At 71.5% G+C, this 22,891-nt stretch carries 17 protein-coding genes; 6 read left to right on the forward strand and 11 right to left on the reverse strand.

The features are described from left to right. Both TU31_RS10535 and TU31_RS10540 read right to left on the reverse strand, forming a co-directional pair. Complete coding sequence (locus TU31_RS10535) at positions 1-3,555, reverse strand: non-ribosomal peptide synthetase (RefSeq protein ID WP_042152600.1); 3,555 nt, start codon at positions 3,553-3,555, stop codon at positions 1-3. 18 nt (positions 3,556-3,573) lie between these two features. Continuing rightward, a complete protein-coding gene (locus tag TU31_RS10540; RefSeq protein WP_078885683.1) occupies positions 3,574-6,111 on the reverse strand; it encodes a Pls/PosA family non-ribosomal peptide synthetase in 2,538 nt (845 codons plus the stop codon). Between the two features lie 449 nt (positions 6,112-6,560). Here TU31_RS10540 and sigK point away from each other — a divergent pair, with 449 nt between their 5' ends. From sigK to TU31_RS10555, 3 genes are all read left to right on the forward strand, one after another. Continuing rightward, entirely contained in the window at positions 6,561-7,154 is a 594-nt protein-coding gene (gene sigK, locus TU31_RS10545; RefSeq protein ID WP_078885748.1) for an ECF RNA polymerase sigma factor SigK, read from the forward strand. Then, complete coding sequence (locus TU31_RS10550) at positions 7,154-7,444, forward strand: zf-HC2 domain-containing protein (RefSeq protein ID WP_042153719.1); 291 nt, start codon at positions 7,154-7,156, stop codon at positions 7,442-7,444. The genes sigK and TU31_RS10550 overlap by 1 nt, the downstream gene beginning before the upstream one ends. 138 nt (positions 7,445-7,582) lie before the next feature. Then, on the forward strand, positions 7,583-8,362 hold the full coding sequence (locus TU31_RS10555) for a FadR/GntR family transcriptional regulator (protein ID WP_042152609.1): 780 nt from the start codon (positions 7,583-7,585) through the stop codon (positions 8,360-8,362). Positions 8,363-8,386: 24 nt separating this feature from the next. On the opposite strand, the gene TU31_RS10560 is transcribed toward TU31_RS10555, so the two are convergent. Further along, positions 8,387-10,060, reverse strand: coding sequence for an L-lactate permease (locus TU31_RS10560; protein WP_042152612.1), 1,674 nt, complete (start codon positions 10,058-10,060; stop codon positions 8,387-8,389). Positions 10,061-10,266: 206 nt separating this feature from the next. Here TU31_RS10560 and TU31_RS10565 point away from each other — a divergent pair, with 206 nt between their 5' ends. Genes TU31_RS10565 through TU31_RS10575 form a run of 3 tightly spaced genes read left to right on the forward strand, consistent with a single transcriptional unit; the run spans position 10,267 to position 13,237 of the window. Then, on the forward strand, positions 10,267-11,034 hold the full coding sequence (locus TU31_RS10565) for a (Fe-S)-binding protein (RefSeq protein WP_042152615.1): 768 nt from the start codon (positions 10,267-10,269) through the stop codon (positions 11,032-11,034). Beyond that, the gene (locus tag TU31_RS10570; protein ID WP_042152617.1) at positions 11,031-12,602 is read left to right on the forward strand and encodes a LutB/LldF family L-lactate oxidation iron-sulfur protein; all 1,572 of its coding nucleotides are present in this window, start codon (positions 11,031-11,033) and stop codon (positions 12,600-12,602) included. Before TU31_RS10565 ends, TU31_RS10570 begins: the two co-directional genes overlap by 4 nt. Beyond that, complete coding sequence (locus TU31_RS10575; protein ID WP_107070663.1) at positions 12,599-13,237, forward strand: LutC/YkgG family protein; 639 nt, start codon at positions 12,599-12,601, stop codon at positions 13,235-13,237. Before TU31_RS10570 ends, TU31_RS10575 begins: the two co-directional genes overlap by 4 nt. A 152-nt stretch (positions 13,238-13,389) precedes the next feature. Here TU31_RS10575 and TU31_RS10580 read toward each other — a convergent pair whose 3' ends face one another. The 8 genes from TU31_RS10580 to TU31_RS10615 form a co-directional block, all read right to left on the reverse strand. Beyond that, positions 13,390-14,184 carry a carbon-nitrogen hydrolase family protein gene (locus TU31_RS10580; protein WP_042152623.1) on the reverse strand — a complete coding sequence of 265 codons (795 nt, stop codon included), beginning with the start codon at positions 14,182-14,184 and terminating at the stop codon, positions 13,390-13,392. A 320-nt stretch (positions 14,185-14,504) separates the two neighbouring features. Beyond that, complete coding sequence (gene aspA, locus TU31_RS10585) at positions 14,505-15,926, reverse strand: aspartate ammonia-lyase (RefSeq protein WP_042152625.1); 1,422 nt, start codon at positions 15,924-15,926, stop codon at positions 14,505-14,507. Positions 15,927-16,014: 88 nt separating this feature from the next. Next, the gene (locus tag TU31_RS10590) at positions 16,015-17,034 is read right to left on the reverse strand and encodes an asparaginase (RefSeq protein WP_042152628.1); all 1,020 of its coding nucleotides are present in this window, start codon (positions 17,032-17,034) and stop codon (positions 16,015-16,017) included. A gap of 2 nt (positions 17,035-17,036) precedes the next feature. After that, the gene (locus TU31_RS10595) at positions 17,037-18,611 is read right to left on the reverse strand and encodes an amino acid permease (RefSeq protein WP_370682718.1); all 1,575 of its coding nucleotides are present in this window, start codon (positions 18,609-18,611) and stop codon (positions 17,037-17,039) included. Next, positions 18,608-19,345: a FadR/GntR family transcriptional regulator gene (locus TU31_RS10600; RefSeq protein ID WP_078885685.1), complete on the reverse strand. Its 738-nt coding sequence runs from the start codon at positions 19,343-19,345 to the stop codon at positions 18,608-18,610. Before TU31_RS10600 ends, TU31_RS10595 begins: the two co-directional genes overlap by 4 nt. A 129-nt stretch (positions 19,346-19,474) precedes the next feature. Next, positions 19,475-20,080: a GNAT family N-acetyltransferase gene (locus TU31_RS10605; RefSeq protein ID WP_245698487.1), complete on the reverse strand. Its 606-nt coding sequence runs from the start codon at positions 20,078-20,080 to the stop codon at positions 19,475-19,477. 190 nt (positions 20,081-20,270) lie between these two features. Further along, complete coding sequence (locus TU31_RS10610) at positions 20,271-20,963, reverse strand: response regulator (protein ID WP_042152634.1); 693 nt, start codon at positions 20,961-20,963, stop codon at positions 20,271-20,273. Next, entirely contained in the window at positions 20,960-22,693 is a 1,734-nt protein-coding gene (locus tag TU31_RS10615; protein ID WP_078885686.1) for a sensor histidine kinase, read from the reverse strand. The genes TU31_RS10610 and TU31_RS10615 overlap by 4 nt, the downstream gene beginning before the upstream one ends. Positions 22,694-22,891 lie beyond the last annotated feature (198 nt).

The following is a 22,891-nucleotide window of genomic DNA, read 5'->3' on the forward strand; positions in this document are numbered from 1 at the left end:
TCAGTTCACCTCAACGGTCGGCGAGCAGTCGGCCAGGCGTACGGGGTCGGCCAGGGCCACCACCACGTCCCGCGGCCCCTCGAAGGCCTCCCGGCTGTGCGCGCTGCGGACGTTGTCGACGAGCAGCAGGTCACCGGCCTCCCACGGCCGGCGCACGGTGTGGGCGTCGTAGACCTCGTTGAGCAGGAGGACGACGTCCTCGGCGAGGGGCTCGCCGTTTCCGTAGCGGGTGTTGAACGGCAGCCCGTCGGGCCCGTACTCGTCGATCAGGTACTCCCGCACTTCGGGCGCCATCGTCCACTCGTTGAGGAACGCGATCTGGTTGAACCAGCAGCGGCGGCCGCTGACGGGGTGGTGCAGCACGGCACTGCGGCGCTGGGTGGTGCGCAGACCGCCGTCGGGCTGCCAGGCGAAGTCGATGGCGTGGGCGCGGCAGTAGCGCTCGACGGCGTCCCGGTCCTCGGTGCCGAACGCCTGGTCCAGCGTGGCCCCGATCTCGGGGTGGTAGCTGCGGGTCAGCAGCCAGCCCTCCCGCTCGAACCGCTCGGCCAGGGCCGGGGGCAGCGCGTCCAGCACGGCCGCCGAGTCGGCCACCCCGGTGGCCCCGCCGGTGGTGGGGGCGCCCAGGCACGCGAACAGCATCAGCCCGGGGAACTCCAGGGTGTAACTCAGCTCGTGATGCATGCACATCGGCTGGTTCGGGGGCCACTTCGACGAGGAGTAGACGCCCTCGGAGTAGGTCTGCCGGAGGGCGAAGGCCTCCCGCTCGGTCAGCGGGGCGACGCCCAGGCCGTGGCGCACGGCGCCGACCCCGGCCGGGTCGCGCATCCCCAGGCCCCGGATCAGTACCGCACCGTGCTCGGCGACGACGGCGCGCAGGGCGTCCCGTCGCTCGGCCGCCCAGTGCGCCGCGCTGTCGGTGGTGCCGACCCGCAGCATCGGAGGTGTGCCGGGTTCCCGTTCCAGTTCGGGCAGGGAGATCGAAAGTGACGACACCATGGTGGTTCTCCTCTCCGTGGCGGCTCGGGACGCAGCCGGCCGTGCGGTGTCGCACCGCACGGCCCGTGCGGCGTCGTTCGGTTGGGTCCGTGGCAGTCCGGCCCGGTCGTCGATCTGCCGGGCGAGATCGGCGAGGACCGGATGCCGGGTGAGGTCCCTGACGGAGACCGCACGGCCCAGGGAGACCGCGAGGGCCACGGCGGACAGCGAAGTGCCGCCGCAGTCGAAGAAGTTGTCCTGCCGGCCGATCCGGTCCCGGGGCATGCCGAGCACCTCGGCCCAGGCCGCGGCCAGCCGTCGCTCCGTCGGCGTACGCGGTGCGTGGTAGTCGTCCTCGACCGTGTCGAGTCCGCCGGCGAGTGCCTCCAGCGCCTTCTTGTCGATCTTGCCGTTGGCGGTCAGCGGAAGACTCTCCCGCCAGAGGAAGACGGACGGGACCATGTACTCCGGCAGCAACTCGCCCAGCCGGCCCCGGAGGACATCGGCCTCCAGCGCGTGCCGGCCGGAGTAGAAGGCCACCAGGCGTTTGCCGTGTCCCGCCCGCTGGGTGACCACCACCGTGCCGTCACCGACTCCGGGCACCCGGAGCAGGGCGTTCTCGATCTCACCCATCTCGATACGGAAACCCCGGATCTTGACCTGGCTGTCCCGGCGGCCGAGGAACTCCAGCTTTCCGTCCGGGAGCCAGCGTCCGTGGTCACCGGCCCGGAAGAGCCGCTGCCCCGGACGGTGCGGATCCGGCACAAAGGCCAGCCGGGTGCGCTCAGGGTCGTTGATGTACCCGCGGCCCACGCAGACCCCGGAGAAGACGATCTCTCCGGGGGCGCCGAGCGGCACCGGCGCCAGGTGTTCGTCCACGACGTACACCCGCACATTGTTGACGGGGCGTCCGAGCGGCACCCGCTCGGTGTCCGGCACCCCGTCCATCACCTCGTGGTGGGTGTCGTCCGAGGTCTCGGTCAGCCCGTAGGCGTTGACCAGATGGATCCCGGGCCGGGCCGCGAACCAGCGCTGCACCAGCTCCTTCTTCAGCGCCTCCCCGGTGACCGACACACACCGCAGATCCGGCAGCGCGCCGGGCCGCTGCGCGAGGGCGGACAGCACGACATCGAGGTACGACGGGACCACCTGGAGCACCGTGGCCCCTCCCTCGCCCACCGTGTCGAGGAAACGTCCCACGTCCAGCACGGCGGCCTGCTCGACCAGCAGGGTCCGGCCGCCGACCAGCAGCGCCGAGAGCAGCTGCCACAGGGAGATGTCGAAGCACTGGGGCGCGGTCTGGGCGACCACCTGCCCCTCGTCGATCGCCAGGTCATCGATCTTGGCGTAGAGGTGGTTGAGCATGCCCAGGTGCTCACACATCGCGCCCTTGGGCTCACCGGTGGAGCCCGAGGTGAAGTAGATGTACGCCAACTGGTCCGGGCCGACCCGGACCTCGGGGTCGCTGTCCGCGGGGCTCGCCGCGCAGACGGCGTCGATGAAGAGGGTCCGGACCCCGGGCACCGAGGCGAGGGCCCGGTCGAGACCGGCGGTGCTGCCGGGTTCCGTCAGCACCTGCCGGCACCCGGCGCGCGAGAGCATCAGCGCGATCCGGCCGGGCGGAAAGTGCGGCTCCACCGGCAGGTACACCCCGCCGGCCTTGAAGATCGCGATCACCGCGGCCAGCCACTCCAGATTGCGTTCGGTGACCACCGCGACGACGTCTTCCCGGCCCAGCCCGCGGGCCAACAGGGCGTGCGCCAACCGGTTGGCGCGGACGTTGAGTTCCCGGTACGTCCACCGCCGGCTCCCGTGTACGGCGGCGATGGCGTCCGGGTGCGCCCGGACCCGCTGCTGGAACACCTCGTGGAACCGGCGGTCCGGCAGCGGCCGGCTCGGTCCGGCCAGTCCTTCGAGCTGACACCGGAGTTCCTCGGCGGAGAGCAGGGACTGCCGCCGGTGCTCGGCGTCCGGATCGGCGGCGAGCAGCGCGAGCGCCGTACGGTAGTAGCCGCCGATCCGGGCGGCGCAGTCCGCGTCGAGGACCTCGGTCCGGAACCGCAGCCGCAGCACCTCCCGGCCGTCGTGGCGCACGAGGGCGACCCACAGCACGGTGTCACCGACCGGACCGCCCTCCGCACCGGGCAGGTCGAACACGGTCTCCGGGTCCCCCTCGGCCGGAGCCGGTTCCGGCCCGGATCCGGCGGCCGGGAAGCCCCGGCGCCGCAACAGCTCCACCTCGGCCCGGTGGGTGTCCAGCAGGAGGGTCCGCCAGGAGCCGGCCGCGGTCGTCAGCCGGCACGGCAGCGGAGTGCCGCCCCGCTCGGCGAGGTAGCCGGTCGTGACCTCGTGGTCGCCGGACAGCACGGCCAGCACCTTGGCGTGCGCGGCCAGCAGCACCGAACTCAGCGGCATCCGCAGCCGGTCGGCCAGCCGGCGCAGGGTGGCCGGCAGGTGTTCCGGAAGGGCCGTCGTGTGCTCGGCGGTCCCCGGAACCGGGATGCGGGTCCAGCGCGGAACCCTGGTGTACGCGCCGTCGGCCGACCCACCGCGATCGCGGCGGGTGTGGGCTGTCATGGATGTGGTCATAGGCTCCTACCTCCAGCCCTCGCCGGTGTCCTGGCCGCAGGTCTGCCGGGCCGGATTGCCGCCCCAGTGCGTATGCGGCGGGACGGCCTCGCCCTTCATGAGGAAGGAGTCGGGCGCGAGCACCGCGCCGTCACCCATGGCCACGCCGTAATGGACGAAGGCGCCGACGCCGAGCGTGCAGCCCGCGCCGAGCGTGCTGCGGTCGGATTTGAAGGTGCCGTCCTCCTGCGAGTGGCACTGGACGACACTCCCCACGTTGAGGGTGCAGCCGTCCCCGATGGCGGCCAGGGTCCGCTCGGTCAGATAGCAGCCGTCGTCGAAGACCCTGCGGCCGATCCGGACCCCCAGCAACCGCCAGATCAGGTTCTTGAACGGGGTGCCGTTGAAGAACAGCAGATAGGTCTCCGAGGGCACCTTCCAGAAGCGTTCCCGCCGCCAGAAACGCGGATCGTAGATCGAGCAGAACAGCGGGCTCAGGGGATGGAACGCCGTCACGGCCCGTTCGACCAGCACGAAGTAGACGACACCGGACACCAGCACCAGGACGTTGCCCAGCGCGATCGCCAAGGCGCCGAGGGAGTCATAGAGCTCCGCGGCGACGGCCACGAGCAGGGTGACCCAGAAGAAATAGAGCCAGCGCACCAGGAGGTAGAGCGCCATGGTGGCGGCGTTGTGCCGGTTCTTGGCGGTGAGGTGGCGGCGCAGCTGCTCGCCGCTCTTCAACTGGTCGAAGGTGCTGTCCCGTTGGACCGAACGGGGGATCTCGAAGCTGGGCGAGCCGAGGAGCCCGACGCCCTCCCGGACCTCGCCGTCGACCGGGACCATGACCTTCGTCGCGAGCAGGCAGTTGTCACCCGTCTTCCCCCGCGAGGGGTAGGCGATCCGGTTCCCGAGGAAGTTGCGTGGCCCGATCGAGGTCCGGCAGACGCGGAAGGACGTGTCCGAGAAGTCGGCGTTCATGACGGACAGACCGTCGGCGACCATCGTCCCGCTCCCGACGGAACTCAGGTACGGGGTCTCGTGCTTGACCTCGGTACCGAAGTTCGACCCGGTCTGTTCGATCCGGGAGAGGTCGTAGCCGAGGCCCCGCAGGTAGTGCACGATGGCGGAGCTGTCACCGAACAGCCGCATCAGGAACTTCCGGTTGGTGGTGAGAGCGATCAGCCGGTGCACCGCGTAGTGGAAGCCGTACAGCGGATAGACCCTGCCCGGTGTGATGGTCCGGCTGAGCAGCCGGGGGACCGTGGCCTGGAAGAGCAGCCCGAGCGGCACGGCGGCGAAGAAGAGCAAGGACAGCAACAGGGCGTCCATGTAGAACGTCCCGTCGCCCAGCGCCGTGGGGCCGGGCTCCAGGACCGCGGTGAGCTGCGGCGCCTCGGCCAGCAGGATGCCCACACCGCCGACCGCCAGCGGCACGTACAGCAGCAGCACGGTCACCAACTGGAGTGCGCTGTGCACCGTCCTGCGCAAGGCACCGCAACGGGCCGGCCCCACCACGCGGTAGTCCACGTCGGTCCGCTGTGCCGGCGATCCGTGCCAGTGTTCGCCGTCCGGCACCACCTGCCCGCTGTGCAGCGACGAGGCATGGCCGAGCTGCGCCCCGTCACCCAGCGCCGTCTCGATGTCGAGCACCGTGGCCTCACTGATGACCACGTTCTTGCCGAGGACCACCGTGCCCGTCTGCATCAGACCGGCCTGTGCCCGGTAGCAGTTGAGGAACGCGTCCTTACGGATGACGGTGCCGTCGCCGAGGGCCAGCAGATCCGTGCACACCGGCACATTGCGCGAGAAGACCGTGACGCCGCGCCCGATTTTCGCGCCCAGGGCCCGGAGATAGAGCGTGTAGAGCGGCGAACCGACGAACAGCACCAGCGGGTTCGCGCGGATCAGCGTTTTGACGACCCAGAAGCGGAGGTACGGCAGGCTCCAGACGCGGAACTGCTGGGGCTTCCACCGGCCGATGAGGACCCACTTCACCAGGATCGGAAGGGCGCACAGCAACAGCAGACCGGCCGTGCCGCACAGCACCGAGCGCAGATATCTGCCGAACATGCCGGACCCGGCGGCGATCCACTCATAACCCCAGGCCGTGGCGACCGCGACGAGGGAGGTGTACCCGAGGAACGTCAGCAGTTGCAGCGCTCCGCACAGGACGTACCGAGAGGTGCCCCTGACAGCGGGAGCCGGCGCCGACGGGGGAGTCGGTGCCGGGGGCGGGGTCTCGACCGGGAAGGACGGTGGGGAGCCCGCCAACGCCGTGGCCAGCGCCCGGATCGTGGGATACCGGTAGATGTCCTTCATCGACACCGGCGGCAGGTCGGCACGCTTCCTGACCCGCGCACAGAAATGTGCCATCACCAAGGAGTCGGCGCCCAGGTCGTCGAAGAAATTCCGGTCCACCGGCGTCTGCCCCGTACCCATGACCTCGGCCAGCGTGACGGCGAAGGCGGCCTCGACACCGGGGGCCGGACCGTCCGCGCCGCACCGGCCGGCCGGGGATTCCTCCGGATACGAGGTCAGTTCTTCGACCGGCTCTCCGACCATGGCGACCTCCCTGACAAGCGCCGACGACCGTCGTCCCGTCACCGGGTCCCGCAGGCGCTCGATGGGCGTCGCACGGGCAGTTCCTAATGTGTATTCGAGGCCCGTACGGGTGTGGATTGCACCAAATGCCCATTTTCTCCTGCGGGGATCTCCCCGTTCCCTTACGCAAGAGCTCCGCAGCGGGGATGACCTGCTGCTTCGGCCCCTTGGAGACCCGGTCTACGGACGTCGTCCACATCCCGCACGCCATGGCGCGCCGAGCGGCACGGTGCGCGCGCCAGGAGGGCGCCCGCTCAGCCGAACGGGCCCCGACCGGCTGCGGTCCGCGTGAGGGAACGTCAGCCTGGGAGGGCGCGGCCGGTACGTGGCAACGCGTCCCGCCGCGCTCCATCCCGGGGAACCGGGCCGCACCGGACTGACGAGGGGACGGTCGACACGTCGTGAGGCGCATTTCGCACACCGCACCCGAGGGGCCCCGGCCGCCGGAGCGGTCTGCCGCGGACCGTCACGTGGACGATCTGCTCGTGCGGGTCGCCCAGGGTGACGAGCGTGCGTTCGTCGGCGTGTACGACGCCCTCGTGGTGCCCGTCATGGGCTTGGCCGCTCGGATCCTGCGCGATGAGGCGCAGGCTGAAGAGGTGGCTCAGGACGTGATGATCGAGGTGTGGCGGAAGGCCGACCGGTTCCGCCCCGAGCGCGGTGCCGCGAAGTCCTGGGTCCTGACGCTGGCCCACCGGCGAGCGGTGGAACGGGTGCGATCGGTGCGGGCCGGCGCGGAACGCGAGCGGAAGGCCGCGCAGCTGGCCCACCAGACCCCGTTCGACGAAGTGGTGGAGGCCGTGGAGGAGCGGGAGGAACGGGCGCAGGTCTACCGCTGTCTGGCCGGCCTCGGGAACACCCAGCGCCTGCCGCTGGTCCTCGCCTACTACCAGGGAATGACCTACGCGGAGGTCGCCGAGGCCCTGTCCACCCCCGCGGGCACGGTCAAGACGAGGATGCGCACCGGCCTGCGGAGACTGCGCGTCTGTATGGGAGGCGACTGATGTCTGCTGCCGAGGATCCGCACGAGGCGCTCGGGGCGTATGTCCTGCACGCCCTTCCGCCTGAGGAGGCGGCCGCCTTCGCCACCCACCTGGCCGGCTGCGACGCCTGCACCCGGGAGGTCGCCGACCTGGAGGCCACCGTCGCGTGTCTGGCCGAAGCGGAAGCGGTCACCCCGTCCGACGCGCTGCGCCGGCGGGTCCTCGAACGGATCGCGACCACCGCCCAGGAACAGCTGCTCCGCCGCGAGCCGTCCCGGCGCGAGGGGCCGCGACTGGACCTGGAGGTCTGACCCGCCGCGACGGCCGTACGCGCGGCTCGCGATCCGACGGCCGAGCCTCCCGTGGCGCCGGGCAGTGTGGTCCGACCACACGTCCTGTGTGACATAGTTTTTGCACGGGGGCATGAGGGCCGAGCCGGGGAGTTGGGGATGACCGCCGAATGGCGACCTGTGCGGCAGTCGCGTACGCATGAGCTCGTGCTGGAGCGCATCGAAGAGCGGGTGCTCGCCGGTGAGCTCAAGGCCGGGGACCGGCTGCCGCCCGAGCGCGAGCTGGCGCCGGTCCTGGGCGTCAGCCGGTCCGCGCTGCGCGAGGCGCTGCGGGTGCTGGAGACGATCGGAGTGCTGGTCGCCCAGGCCGGGCGCGGGCCGGACGCCGGGGCGCGGATCGTACGCAACCCGGACGACGCGCTGGGCCGGCTGCTGCGCCTGCACTTCGCCCTGGGCAGTTACCGTCTGCACGATGTGCTGGAGGCCCGGGTGGTCCTGGAGCGCTCCAGCTTCGAGGCGGCCGCGGAGCACGCCTCGGCGCAGGACCTCGACGAGGCGGAAGCGCTCCTGGAGCGGATGCGCGAGCCCGGCGTGGGGGCCGCCGACTTCAATGACCTCGACACCCGGTTCCATGTCGCCATCGCGCGCAGCTCGGGCAACCAGCTGACCTCCACCCTCACCTCGGCCGTACGGGAGTCGGTGCGCCCGCTGATCCTGCGGGCGCTGGAGACGGCGGAGGACTGGCCGGCCACGGCGGCGGCGCTGAACGCCGAGCACACCGAGCTGCTGCGACTGGTGCGCGCCGGCAAGGGAGCGAAGGCCGCCGATCTGGCGGAGGCACATATCCGTGGTTTCCACGGCCGGCTGGTCGACGAGAACGCCCCGGCGGAGCAGGAGCAGGAGCAAGGGGACGAGGGCCGGGCGGGCACGGACCGCTGAGCCCGCCCGGCCTCTCCCGTACGCCTACGGCAGCATCCAGGACAGCACCGGCAGCGACTGGAGATAGACCAGCACGCACAGGACCGCCAGCATCGCGACGCTGTAGCCGGCGACCTTGCGCAGCAGGATCCGCTCGGTGCCGGGCCGTTCCACCGCGGTCGCCGCGATGGTCAGGTTCTGCGGGCTGATCAGCTTGCCGACCACGCCGCCCGTGGTGTTGGCGGCCACCAGCAGGGTCGGGTCGATGCCCGCGGTCTTGCCGGCGGTCTGCTGAAGGGTGGCGAACAGCGCGTTCGACGAGGTGTCCGAGCCGGTCACGGCGGTACCGAGCCAGCCGAGGACGGGGGAGAGCAGGGCGAAGAGCCCGCCCGCGGCGGCGAGCCAGGTGCCGATGGCGAGGGTCTGCCCCGACTGGTTCATGACGTAGCTCAGGGCCATCACGGTGGCGACCGTGGCGATGGCGGTGCGCATGTTGCGCAGGGTGCGCACGGCGCAGGACAGTCCCGTGCGCGCGGTCATCGGGAAGCGGTCGGCGTCCTTCGCGCGGCTGTAGATCAGCATCACCAGGAGCCCGGAGAGCAGCAGCAGGGTGCCGGGATTGGCCAGGACCTCCAGCTTGTAGACGGCGCTGCCCGCGGGCGAGCCATCGGGGGCGAGGAGGTGGCCGTACAGGCCCGGCCAGTCGAGCTGGAGGGTGAGGGAGCCGAGCAGCCCGGGTATGTCGAGTCCGCCGACGTCGAGCTTGGCGAGCGCGAAGACCGCGATCACCAGGAGATACGGCAGCACGGCCAGGAAGGTGCGGCGGCGGGTCAGCGGTTCGGCCGTGACCTGGGAGCGCTGGTCGTCCGGTGTCGTGGGGGTCCAGAAGCGCAGCATGACCACCGCGGCCCCGAAGCCGGCGAGCGCGGCGACGACATCGGTGAGCTCGTAGGCGAAGTGGGCCGAGCACCAGAACTGGGCCAGGGCGAAGACGGCGCCGGTGACCAGGGCGACGGGCCACAGCTGCCGCAGACCGCGCCGGCCGTCGACGAGGAAGAGCAGCAGCTGCGGCACGAAGAGGGCGAGCAGCGGGCTCTGCCGGCCGATGACCGCGGCGAGGGACTCCGCGGGGATGCCGGTGAGGTTGCCCGCGGTGGTGATGGGAATGGCCATGGCGCCGAAGGCGACCGGCGCGGTGTTCGCGACCAGGACGGTGACGGCCGAGGTGAGCCGGGGCAGTCCGAGCGCCATCAGCATGGCGGCGGTGATCGCGACGGGCGCGCCGAAGCCGGCCAGGGCTTCGAGCAGTCCACCGAAGCAGAACGCGATGAGCATGGCCTGGATGCGCAGATCGCCGCGGCCGACGGCGTTGAAGGAGCGGCGCAGATCGTCGAAACGGTGGCTGACCACGGTGAGTTCGTAGAACCAGATGGCCGACACGACGATCAGCATCACCGGGAAGAGCCCGAAGGCCGCGCCCTGGGTGGCGGACAGCGCGCCGAGCCGCAGCGGCATGCCGAAACCGAGGACCGCGACCAGGAGCGCGGTCAGCAGGGCGCCGAGGGCGGAGTGCAGCGCGGAGCGCTTGGCCGCCATCAACAGCAGGAAGAAGGCCGCCAGGGGCACCAGGCCCAGTAGCGCGGTGGTGGTGAGGCTGTCCCCGACGGCGGCCACGTCGGGGGTGTAGGCCGCCAGGGCAGCGGGCGGAGTGGTGGCCACGGAGTGCTCCTCATCGAGTTCTGCGCGCCGTCCGGCCGGTGGTGAACGTCCGGTTCCGGCCATCGCGGCGCCGTGTGGCTGACGATCGGTCCTCAGTAGCCCACCGAAGATGTCGCATGTCAATAAGGTCGGACCAAACTGCGTCCTTACTTTTCTCTCTCGGTTCGAGGGGAGTATGGTCGGACCATAAGCGCCAGGGAGGCTCTATGCGCATCGCTCTCTTCGCCACCTGTCTGGGAGACACGCTCTTCCCGGAGGCGGTGAAATCCACCGCGGTACTCCTGGCCCGCCTGGGCCATGACGTGGTCTTCCCGCCGCAGCAGACCTGCTGCGGCCAGATGCATGTCAACACCGGCTATCAGCGGGAACCGGTGCCGCTGGTGCGGAACTTCGCCGAACAGTTCGGCGATCCGGCGATCGAGGCCGTGGTGGTGCCGTCGGGCTCCTGCGCGGGCTCGGTCCGTCATCAGCACGAGCTCGTCGCCGAACGCTACGGGGACGCGGCCCTCCGCGCCGGTGTGGCCGCCGTCCGGACCAAGACGTACGAGCTGTCCGAGTTCCTCGTCGATGTCCTCGACGTGACGGACGTCGGCGCGTACTTCCCGCACCGGGTGACCTACCACCCCACCTGTCATTCGCTGCGCATGCTGCGGGTCGGCGAGAAGCCGCTGCGGCTGCTGCGTGCCGTCGAGGGCATCGACCTGGTGGAGCTGCCCGAGGCCGACGCCTGTTGCGGCTTCGGCGGCACCTTCGCGGTCAAGAACGCCGAGACCTCCACCGCGATGCTGCGGGACAAGATGGACCACATCACCGGCACCGGCGCCGCGGTGTGCACGGCGGGCGACTCGTCCTGTCTGATGCATATCGGCGGTGGCCTCTCGCGCATCAGGTCCGGTACGCGGACCCTGCACCTGGCCCAGATCCTCGCCGCCACCCGCACCGCGCCGCACGTCCTGACGGAGGCCGCCCGATGAGCAGTCCGACCGGCCCCGCGACGCGGGGCACCTTCCTCGGTATGCCGGCCGTCCCCCCGCGCTCCCCGTACGGGACGGGCCATCTGCGCGGAGAGCACAGCTTCCCCCGGGCCGCTCACGACGAGCTGGGCAATGAGCAACTGCGCCGCAACCTGGGCAAGGCCACCCACTCCATCCGCGCCAAGCGCCTCGCCGTCACCGGTGAACTGCCCGACTGGGAGCAGCTGCGCGACGCCGGCTCGGCGATCAAGACCGACACCATGAACCGGCTGCCCGAACTGCTGGAGCAGCTGGAACGGAAGGTCACCGAGCGCGGCGGCACCGTCCACTGGGCCCGGGACGGCGTCGAGGCCAACGAGATCGTCACCCGGCTGGTGCGGGAGACCGGCAGTGACGAGATCCTCAAGGTCAAGTCGATGGCCACGCAGGAGATCGGCCTCAACGAGCATCTGGCGAGCCAGGGGATCGCGGCGCTGGAAACCGATCTGGCCGAGCTGATCGTGCAGCTCGCCGACGACCGGCCGTCGCACATCCTGGTGCCCGCGATCCACCGCAACCGCGAGGAGATCCGGGAAATCTTCCTCCGGCACATCCCGGGCGTCGACCCCGCGCTGGACGCCGACCCCGCCCGGCTCGCGGCCGCGGCGCGCGCGTTCCTGCGCGAGAAGTTCATGACGGCCAAGGTGGCCGTCTCCGGCGCCAACTTCGGCATCGCCGAGACCGGCACCCTGGCCGTGGTCGAGTCCGAGGGCAACGGCCGGATGTGTCTGACGCTGCCCGAGACGCTGATCACCGTCATGGGCATCGAGAAGGTCCTGCCACGTTTCCAGGACCTGGAGGTCTTCCTCCAGTTGCTCCCGCGCTCCTCGACCGGTGAGCGGATGAACCCCTACACCTCGCTGTGGACGGGCGTGACACCGGGCGACGGCCCGCAGGAGTTCCATCTCGTGCTGCTCGACAACGGGCGGACGGCGGCGCTCGCGGACCGGATAGGGCGCGCGGCGCTCCACTGCATCCGCTGCTCGGCCTGCCTCAACGTCTGCCCGGTCTACGAGCGGACGGGCGGCCATGCCTACGGATCGACGTACCCCGGCCCGATCGGTGCGGTGCTCACTCCGCAGCTGGCCGGAATGCACGGCGCCAAGAACGATCCCAACAGCTCGCTGCCGTACGCCTCCAGTCTGTGCGGAGCCTGCTTCGACGCCTGCCCGGTGAAGATCGACATTCCGTCGCTCCTCGTCGAGCTGCGGCACCAGCACACCGAACAGTCCGGGACGACCGCGGAGAAGCTGGCGATGAAGGCCGCGGCCGCGGTCATGAAGCGGCCGGGGCTGTTCACCGCCGCGCAGAAGGCGGCCGGACTCGGACGGGGGGCGGCGGGGCGGGACGGCACCCTCTCCCACCTGCCCCCGCCGCTCAACGGCTGGAGCGACAGCCGTGACACCCCCGCCCCGCCCAAGCAGACCTTCCGCTCCTGGTTCGCCTCCGCCGAGGGCGCGGCCGCGATGCGGGCCGCGGCCGAAGAAGGCGCCCGGCACACCGACGACGATCCGCAGGAGGCATCGTGACCGCGACCGCACGGGAGACGGTGCTCCACCGTGTCCGGGACGCCCTGGCCCTCTCCGACGGGCCCGAGGTGACCGTCCCCCGCGGCTATCGCACCGGCCGCTCGCTCCCCGACGAGGAACGGCTCGCCCTCTTCGTCGACCGGCTCGTCGACTACCGGGCGCAGGTCCGCACCTGCACCGCCGCAACCACCGCGGCGGTGCTCGCCGAGGTGCTGCAGGCACACGGAGCACGGAAGATCGGAGTGCCCCCGGGGCTCGATCCGGCCTGGCTGACCGGGTACGACGGGGAGACGGTGACGGATTCCGCTGACGTGCCCGCGCCCTCGCTCGATGGGCTGGACGGGGTGGTGACGGGCTCCGCCGTCAGCTGCGCCGAGACCGGCACGATCTTCCTGGACGGCGCCGCCGCGGACCAGGGGAGGCGCGCCCTGACCCTCGTCCCCGATCTGCACGTCTGTGTCGTCGAGCTGTCGTCGGTGCGGACCGGAGTGCCGGAGGCGGTGGCCCAGTTGACGCCGGAGCACCCGATCACGCTGATCAGCGGCCCCTCGGCCACCTCCGACATCGAGCTGGAGCGGGTCGAGGGGGTGCACGGTCCGCGCACGCTGGCGGTGGTGATCCGCACCGACCGCTGAGCGGCTCGGCGTCCTCCGGGGCGCGGCCGCCCTCACGGGACGGGCCGCGCCGCCCGCCGCCCATGCCGCTGCGCGCAGCAGCCGCAGGCCGTTGAGGCCGACCGCCGCGGCGAGTTGCACGGCGGCCGCGGATGGTCACCGGAAGGGCCTGCCTACAGGCTCCGGTTGTCCAGTACCGCCACCGCCCGTCGCACCCGGGCGGTCTCCTCGGTGTCCACGTCCCCGACGAGCAGGTCCGGCCGGTCACCCAGCTGTCCGCGTACGGTCCCGTCGGGGCCGATCAGCGCGCTGTGCCCGACACCGGTCGGCGCCTTGGTGGGGGCCTCGGGATCGGCCTGCGGATCCGGAGCGGCCTGATTGACCGCCGCCAGCCAGACCGTCGCGTCCAAGGCACGTGCCCGTACGAGCAGGTCCCACTGTGCGCGCTTGCCGGGCCCCGCGGCCCAGGCGGCGGGCAGCACCGACACCGTTGCCCCCGCATCGGCGTGGGCCCGGAACAGTTCGGGGAACCGCAGGTCGTAGCAGGTCGCCAGGCCCACCCGGACCCCGTCGACATCGATGGTCACCACGCGCTTCCCCGGGGCGACCGCGTCGGACTCCCGGAACCCGAAGGCGTCATACAGATGGATCTTGTCGTAGAACTCCTCGACCCCGGGCCCGGTGGCCAGCAGGGTGTTGGTCACCCGCCCGTCGTCCGCCGGGGTGAACATGCCCGCCACCACGGTCACGCCGGTCTCCCGGGCCACCGCCCGCACCCCCTCCGCCCACGGGCCGTCCAGCGGCTCGGCCACCTGCCCGAGCGCGGCCCCGAACCGCACCATGGCCGCCTCCGGAAGGACCGCCAGCCGGGCCTCCTCGCGTGCCGCACGGCGGACCTGGTCCTGGACGATCGCGAGGTTCTCCTTCGGATCGGTCGATGCCGTCATCTGGCACAGCGCGATACGCATGCGGATCTCTTCTCTCTCGTGCGGTGTCCTCAGGGCCTGGTTCCGGCGCCGCCCGGCCCGTCTCACCGCCGGGAGCGCCGGTGACCATCCTGCCTGCCGACTGCCCGGGGCCGGACGTCAGACAGGTGCACTCCTCCTCATCGTGCGCCGGAACCCGCCCCGGGAGCACGTCCGGGAGCACGTCCGGGAGGGGTACGGCGATCCCGGCCCCATCCGGACGGCACGGCGGGTGGCCTCCTCACGGTCGGTTACCGGGCTGAAATCCTGCGTGAGGCATCCCGGTGCCGGAGCCCTTCGGCGGACGGCCGGGCGGGCCGGTTTCAGACCGCGCTCAAGTCACCGCCCGTACCGGCGATTTCCTCCGGGCGCAGCAGTGCCGCGAGCCGGTCGGCCGGGAGCAGCCCCTGTTCCAGGACGAGTTCGGCGACACCGCGTCCGGTGGCGAGTGCCTCCTTGGCGATCGCGGTGGCGGCGGTGTAGCCGATGTGCGGGTTGAGGGCGGTGACCAGGCCGATGGAGTTCTGCACGCTGGCCCGGAGCGTCTCGGTGTTGGCGGTGATGCCCGCCACGCAGCGCTCGGCGAGGGTGCGGCAGGCCGCCCCGAGATGGGTGATGCTCTCCGAGAGGGAGTGCAGGATGACCGGCTCGAAGGCATTGAGCTGGAGCTGGCCCGCCTCGGCCGCCATGGTGATGGTGACGTCGTTGCCGATGACCTCGAAGGCGACCTGGTTGACGACCTCGGGGATGACCGGGTTGACCTTGCCGGGCATGATGCTCGAACCGGCCTGCACCGGCGGCAGATTGATCTCCGCGAGCCCGGCGCGCGGGCCGGAGGACAGCAGCCGCAGATCGTTGCAGCTCTTCGAGAGCTTGACGGCGATGCGCTTCAGGACGCCCGACAGATGGACGAAGGCGCCGCAGTCCTGGGTGGCCTCGACGAGGTTGGCGGCGGTGACCAGCGGCAGCCCGGTGAGGGCGGCCAGATGGGTGCGGGCCGCCTCGGCGTAGCCCTTGGGGGCGTTGAGGCCGGTGCCGATGGCGGTGGCGCCGAGGTTGATCTCGTGGATGAGCAGGACCGCCTCGGCCAGCCGGCTCTGGTCCTCCTCCAGCATCACTGCGTACGCCGAGAACTCCTGGCCCAGGGTCATCGGCACCGCGTCCTGGAGCTGGGTGCGCCCCATCTTGAGGATGTCGCGGAACTCCTCGGCCTTCGCCGCGAAGGCCGTACGCAGGACGGTCATCGAGTCGAGCAGTTCCCGGACGGCGATGATCGTGGCGACGTTGACGGCGGTCGGGTAGACGTCGTTCGTCGACTGGCTCAGATTGACGTGCTCGTTGGGGTGCAGATGGCGGTAGTCGCCCTTCTCATGGCCCAGGATCTCCAGCGCCCGGTTGGCGATCACCTCGTTGGCGTTCATGTTCGTCGAGGTCCCGGCACCGCCCTGGATGACGTCGACGACGAACTGGTCGTGCAGCTGTCCGCCGGACCGGATCTCCCGGCAGGCGGCGGCGATCGCGTCGGCCCGCTCGGTGTCGAGCAGTCCGAGGTCCTGGTTGGCCCGGGCCGCGGCCTCCTTGACGGCGGCGAGCGCATTGATCAGGTGCGGGTAGGTGGCGATCGGCGTACCGGTGATGGGGAAGTTCTCCACGGCGCGCAGGGTGTGCACGCCCCAGTACGCCTCGGCGGGTATCTCCCGGTCGCCGAGCAGATCGTGTTCGCGGCGGTGGCCGGCGGAAGTCATGGTGCAGCGGGTCCTTTGTGAGGTGGAGCGGAGGGGGAGGGGGCCGGGCGGGTGAGCCCGGCGGAGAGGTGATGGAGCGTCAGGTCACTTACGGAGCAAGGGTGTCCGCCGCCCGCAGCGCCCCGACCGGGGTGCCGCCCCCGATGACGGGTGTGGTGGCGAACGGGGCGAGGACGCCGGGATCGATGCCGCAGCGCGCCAGGGCCGCCGCGGTCACCGGCATCCGGGCGCGGTCACCGCCGTCGGCGATCTTCACGCCGACCGCCCGCCCGTCCGGCAGGGCCGCGATCTGCACGCCCTCGAAGCCGTCCTTGGCGAGCAGACCCGGCACCGCCCGCACCAGCCGGGCGACGTCCCGCCGGCTGCCGGACACCATCTCCGGGTGCGTGCGCATGGCGTGGGCGACCCGGCCCTCCTCACTGCCGGGCGCGGCCGTCGCCAGCCGGGCGGCGGCCCGGGTCAGCCCGTGGAGGGAGACGGAGAACAGCGGGGCGCCGCAGCCGTCGACCGTGACCCGCGCGATGCCCTGGCCGGTGAGGTCTTCGACCGTCGCGGCGAGTTCCCGCTGCAACGGATGGCCGGGGTCGAGGTAGCTGTCCAGGTCCCAGCCGCGGGCGCGGCAGGTCAGCAGCATGGCGGCGTGCTTGCCCGAGCAGTTCTGTGCGAGCCGGGTGGGCCCCAGACCGCGCCGGATCCACTCGTCGCGTACGGCGGGGTCGTACGGCAGATCGGGGACGTTGCGCAGCTCGTCCTCGGTCAGCTCGCCGGCGGCCAGGATGTCCCGGGCCGTGGCCAGATGCCGGTCCTCGCCGGAGTGGCTGGCCGCGACCAGGGCCAGCGACGGATCGTCCAGCGGCGGCAGGCCCGCGCGCAGCAGGCCGACCGCCTGGACCGGCTTGAGTGCCGAGCGCGGGTAGAACGCGGCCTCGATGTCGCCCGCCTGGAATGCCACGCTCCCGTCGGCCGCCAGCACCACGACGGAGCCGTGGTGGACGCCCTCGACGATGCCTCCGCGGACCACATGGGCGACGGGGACATGGGCCGGTTCGCGGACCGCGGGCGGCGCGCCCGCGGTCCGGTGCGGCGGCAGGGTGGTGCTCTGACTCATGATCAGTTCTCGGTGCTTTCGGTGCCGTGGGGGTTGTCTGTGCCGTGGGTGTTTTCGGTGTGCTGAGCGGGGGGTGCGGTGTGCGGGTGCGCGCCGCTCGCCTGCGCCGCCGCGGCGTCCTGGAGGATGCCGACCCGGCGCCGTACCAGGAACCAGCCGCCGACCAGCGCGGCCACGATCAGCGGCAGCGACAGCACGGTGGTGCGGCCGGCTCCGCCGTCGGCCCACATCAGGACCAGGACCAGGGCCAGGAAGGCCAGCGTCACGCACTCGGTCCACGGCGAGCCGGGGAGCCGGTAGCTGGGGCGGATGAGCTGTCCGGCGCGCGCCTTCCGCCAGAAGAGCAGATGACAGAGCATGATCATCGACCAGGTGCTGAGGATGCCGATCGCCGCGAAGTTCAGCACGATCTCGAAGGCCTCGCTCGGCACGACGTAGTTGAGGCCCACGCCCAGCACACAGACCCCGGAGGTGAGCAGAATGCCGCCGTACGGGACCTGGCTGCGGCTCATCACGCCGGTGAACCGCGGCGCGGAGCCGGACATCGCCATCGAGCGCAGAATGCGCCCGGTGGAGTAGAGGCCGGAGTTGAGGCTGGACATCGCGGCGGTCAGCACGACGAGGTTCATCACACCGCCCGCGGCCGGTATCCCGATCTTGGACAGCACGGTGACGAAGGGGCTCTCCCCGGCCGAGTACGCGCTCCAGGGCAGCAGCATCGCCAGCAGGACCACCGAGCCGACGTAGAAGACGGCCACCCGCCACATGATGGAGTTGATCGCCTTCGGCATGACCTTCTCCGGCTCCGCGGTCTCGCCCGCCGTGACACCGACCAGCTCGACCGACGCATAGGCGAACACCACACCCTGGATGACCAGCAGCATCGCCAGGGTCCCGGTCGGGAACACGCCGCCGTGGTCGGTGACCAGCGAGGGGCCGGGGGAGTGGCCGGCGACCGGGTGCTGGGTGACCAGCAGGAAGATGCCGATCAGCATGAAGACGACCAGCGCGCCGACCTTGACGATCGCGAACCAGAACTCCAGCTCGCCGAAGATCTTCACGGAGATGAGATTCACGGTCAGCACGACCGCGAGCGCGATCAGCGCGATCACCCACTGCGGTATCTCGGAGAACATGCCCCAGTAGTGCGTGTACGTCGCCACCGCCGTGATGTCGGCGATTCCGGTGGTCGCCCAGTTCAGGAAGTACATCCAGCCCGCGACGAACGCGCCCTTCTCGCCGAGGAACTCCCGGGCGTAGGACACGAACGCACCCGAGGACGGCCGGTGCAGCACCAGCTCGCCCAGCGCGCGCACCACCAGGAAGGCGAACAGGCCGCAGAGCGCGTACGCCACGGCCAGCGACGGTCCGGCACTGGCGAGCCGGCCGCCCGCGCCGAGGAACAGCCCGGTGCCGATGGCCCCGCCGATCGCGATCATGTTGATGTGCCGGGAGGTGAGGGACTTCTGGTAGCCGGCGTCACCGGCGTCCACATGCCCGCCCGCCTGCTGATGCGCGTCCTGTGAGGCGCTCTGTTGTTGCTGCCGTTCCGCCTGCCGGAGGGATTGCTCGCTCACGCGTGATCCTCGTCTTCCGTGGAGGGGTCCGTGCGGTGTTGCGACCGCACGATGGTGGTCAGCGTCGTCTCGACGCGGGCGAGGTGGTGCGCCATGGCTTCCACCGCGTCGTGTTCGGAGCGGTCGACGAGTGCCTCGACGATCGCCCGGTGTTCCCGGTTCGACTGCTCGCGCCGGCCGCCGAGCTCATTGAGGAAGGCCGACTGGCGGGCCAGCGCATCGCGGATCTCCTCGATGACCCGGCGGAAGACCGGATTGCCGGCCGCCTGGGCGATGGCGAGATGGAAGAGGCTGTCCATCGCCACCCACGCGGTGGTGTCGGTCTCCTGCTCCATCCGGTCCAGCAGATGGTTCAGCTGATCGAGGTCCTCCGCCGTGTGGCGCACCGCCGCGTAACCGGCCACCGGGATCTCCACATGGCGGCGCACCTCGAGCAGGTCGCTCGCCGCGTAGTCGCCGAAGGTCGGGTCCGCCACGGCGCCGTCGGAGATGACGAAGGTGCCCTTGCCGGTGCGCGAGACCGTCAGCCCCATGGTCTGGAGCGCCCGCAGCGCCTCCCGGAGCACGGGTCTGCTCACTTCCAGCCGTCGGCAGAGCTCCGCCTCGGAGGGGAGCTTGTCCCCGACCGCGTACTCGCCCCGCTCGATGGCGCCGCGCAGATGGTTCAGGACCGCTTCCATCGCGCTGATCCGCCGGGGCATCTCGCCAGCTGTCTGGCTGTCTGACAGGTTCACCCCGGGATCGTCGATTCCAGCCGGGGGAGCTGTCAAGGGGTGCGGCGCAGATCATCCTCGGATCCGGGCCCGGACCCGGGAGTCCCGCGCCCCTCCCTCCCGATGTCGTTCCGCTCCGTGCCGGATCCGCTACTGCGGGTGCGGCCATTCCCCGTCGTGCCGTCCGTCGCCGCGGAAGTCCAGCATGTAGAAGACCTTGTCGTAGCGGCGTCCGCCCATCGCCACGAAGTCGGGCAGCCGGCCGTACTCACGGAAGCCGAGCGACCGGTAGAGGGTCAGTGCCCTGGTGTTGTCGGCCCGGGCGTCCAGGGTGAGGACCTCGATCCCCGCACCCCGCGCGTCCTCGACCAAGGCGCTGGTCAGCGACCGTCCGAGGCCCTGGCCATGAGCCTCGGAGGCCACCGCGATCTTCTCCAGATCCGCGTGCTGCCGATTGGTCGGACGGGCATAGCGCAGCCAGTACCCCAGCCCGACCAGCCGGGGGCCCGCGTACGCCGCCCGCAGCGCCCCGTCCCCGGTGTGGGCGGCACGCACGACACGGTCGACCAGCTCCGCCACCTCGCCCCGTCCGGGCGGGTCGACCCAGCCGAGCGGTGCGCCGCCGCTGACCAGGTCCGCCAGGATCCGGTGGGCCGCCTCGGCGAAGTCCGTCGCCCGGTCCGCGTCGGCGGCCAGCTGGAGGGCGTCCAGGATCTCGGGCTCGGGGTCCATTCCGTTATGTGTCGTCGGATTCATGATCGGCAGCCTAGGGGGCGGTCGGCGTCCGCTGCCATGGAGCGGCGGAGGGAGCAACTCCGCCTGCGGCCAAGGGGTATGGGAGCGCCGGGGGAGCCGGCCGGGTCCCGCGAGCGCCGGCTGTGCGGCGACTGCGGGACGGCGCGCACCGGGCCGGGGGCGATCGACGGGGCGCACCGGGCCGGGGCGGTCAGTGGGTGCCGGCCCAGCGGTAGCGGTGTTCGGGGCGCCCGGTGTCGCCGTATTTCAGGGTGAGGATGATGTGGCCGCTGCGTTCGAGGTGCTTCAGATAGCGCTGGGCCGTGGAGCGGCTGACACCGGCGCGTTCGGCGACCTCGTGGGCGGACAGCGGGTGTCCGGACGCGCCCAGGACCCGGCGGATCAGGTCGACGGTCGCGGCCGAGTGCCCCTTGGGGAGCTCGGTGTGCGGGGAGTCGGTGGTCCGGAAGGCGCCGAAGATCCGGTCCACCTGTTCCTGGCCGGCCTCGCCGCGGCCGCCTATCCCCTCGACGGTCCGGCGGAGGGCGGCATAGCCGTCGAGCTTGGTGCGCAGACCGGAGAAGCCGAACGGTTTGACGAGATATTGCAGCGCCCCGGAGCGCATCGCGTCCTGGACCGTGCCGACGTCCCGGGCCGCCGTCACCATGATCACGTCGGTGCGGTGGCCGAGCTGCCGCAGCCGCCGGACCAGGCTCAGGCCCGTCTCGTCGGGCAGATAGTGGTCGAGCAGCACCAGATCGACATGGGTGCGCTCCAGTGTGGCCAGCGCCTGGGCGGCGGTGTGTGCGCGGCCGGTGACCCGGAAGCCGGACACCTGGGACACATACGCGGCATTGATCTCGGCGACGTGGAAGTCATCGTCCACGACCAGGACATCGATCATCGTGAGGTTCCGCTCCCCAAGGGTCTTCGCTTCCGTGACTCCATGCCTTCCGGGCGCTCCGGGCGCTCCGGACGCCGGGGCGCGCCCCGCACCGAGGCGTCCTCCGGGGCGAGGGCCTCGGGCAGGACGACGGTGAAGACCGCGCCGCCGCCCGCGCGGGCGGTCACCCTGGCCATCCCGCCATAGCGTTCGGCGAGCCGGCGCACCAGTGCCAGGCCGATGCCCCGGCCGCGGTGGAAGGCCACCGGGCCCGCGGGCGCTCCCTCCCCGGCAACGGGCCGGGCGGCCTTGGTCGACCAGCCCTCGGCGAAGATCCGCTCCCGTAGCTCCGGCGGCACCCCCGGCCCGGTGTCCGAGACCCGCAGTACGGCGGTGCTGCGCTCGGCCCGCAGCTCCACCTCGACGAACGGCTCGGCGCAGCGGCGCTCCGCGGCGGCGTCCAGCGCGTTGTCGAGGAGATTGCCCAGCACCGTCACCAGGTCGCGCGGGTCGACCACGGTGTCGGGCAGCAGCGTCGACGGTGACACCCGGAGCGACACACCGCGTTCGGCCGCGATCGCCGCCTTGCCGACGAGCAGCGCGGACAGCAGCGGATCGGACACCCGCTCCGCGATCTGTTCCGCGGACGCCCGCTGCGCACTGGCCGCTTCGGTGACGAACTCCACCGCCTTCTCGTACCGGCCGAGCTCCAGCAGCCCGCGCACGGTGTGCAACTGATTGGCGTGCTCGTGGTCCTGGGCCCGCAGCGCGTCCAACAGCCCCTGGGTGCTGTCCAGTTCACGGCCCAGCAACTCCAGCTCGGTACGGTCCCGCAGCGTCACCACCGCCCCGCCGTCCTGGGTCGGCATACGGTTGGCGACCAGCACCCGGCCGCCGCTGACGGCCAGCAGATCCGGGCCGGCCACCCGCCCGGCCAGCACCTCCGTCGTCCGGCCCGGCGGCAGCACCTCCTCCAGCGCCCGGCCGGCGGCCCGGCCGTCCAGCCCCAGCAGCCGTCCGGCCTCGTCATTGACCAGCCGGATCCGGCCGCGCCGGTCGACGGCGACCACCCCCTCGCGAATGCCGTGCAGCATCGCCTCGCGCTCTTCGAGCAGTGCGGAGATGTCGGCGAACGCCACCCCGTGCGTCCGGCGGCGAAGCCGGCGGGAGAGCACGATCGCGGCCAGCACCCCGACGGCCAGCGCGGCGCCCGCGTACCGCAGCAGCCCGGGGATGGTGCCGAGCAGCCGCTCCCGGACGCTGTCGTAGGCGATCCCGACCGATACCGCGCCGACGATCCGGCCGCGGGCGTCGCGCAGCGGCACCTTGGCGCGGGCCGAACGCCCCAGCGTGCCGGTGTCGATCTGGCGCACCTGCCGTCCGGCGAGGGTCCGGCTCGGGTCGGTGGAGACATGCCGGCCGATCTCGGCGGGGTGGGTGTGCGACCAGCGCACTCCGCGGGTGTCCATCACCACGATGTACAGCGCGCCGGTCGCGGTACGGATCCGCTCCGCGGCGGCCTGCACCGGTCCGTGGGTGTCTGGCGCGGAGGCGACCAGCTCCCGGGCGAGGTCCGGGTCGGCGGCGGTGGTCTGGGCGATGGACTGTGCCCGGCGCATCGCCTGGTCGTCCAGCTCGGTGCCGAGCGGGGCGAGGAAGAGACTGGTGGCGAGCACCATGACCCCGGTGGTCAGGGCCACTTGCGCGGTCAGTACCTGCGCAAAGACCCGTCGGGGCCAGCGGATCCGCATGGGCTCTCCCTTGTCTCCGGCCCTCCGCACTCTTGCGGAACCGAATCTTCCTTTTTCTTGGGGGTGCCGGCACCGTAAGCCGTGCGTGAGCACCTGTGTACCCCCTGGTAGCCCCTTAGTGGTTCTAGCGTGAGCAAAATGAGCACAACAGGGTTTGCGCGCAGAAAGGCGGCTTGCGCCCACAAGGCTGCCGTTGCG

Origin of the sequence: Streptomyces lydicamycinicus (genome assembly GCF_000829715.2) — a bacterium.
In the GTDB taxonomy this organism is placed as follows: domain Bacteria; phylum Actinomycetota; class Actinomycetes; order Streptomycetales; family Streptomycetaceae; genus Streptomyces; species Streptomyces lydicamycinicus.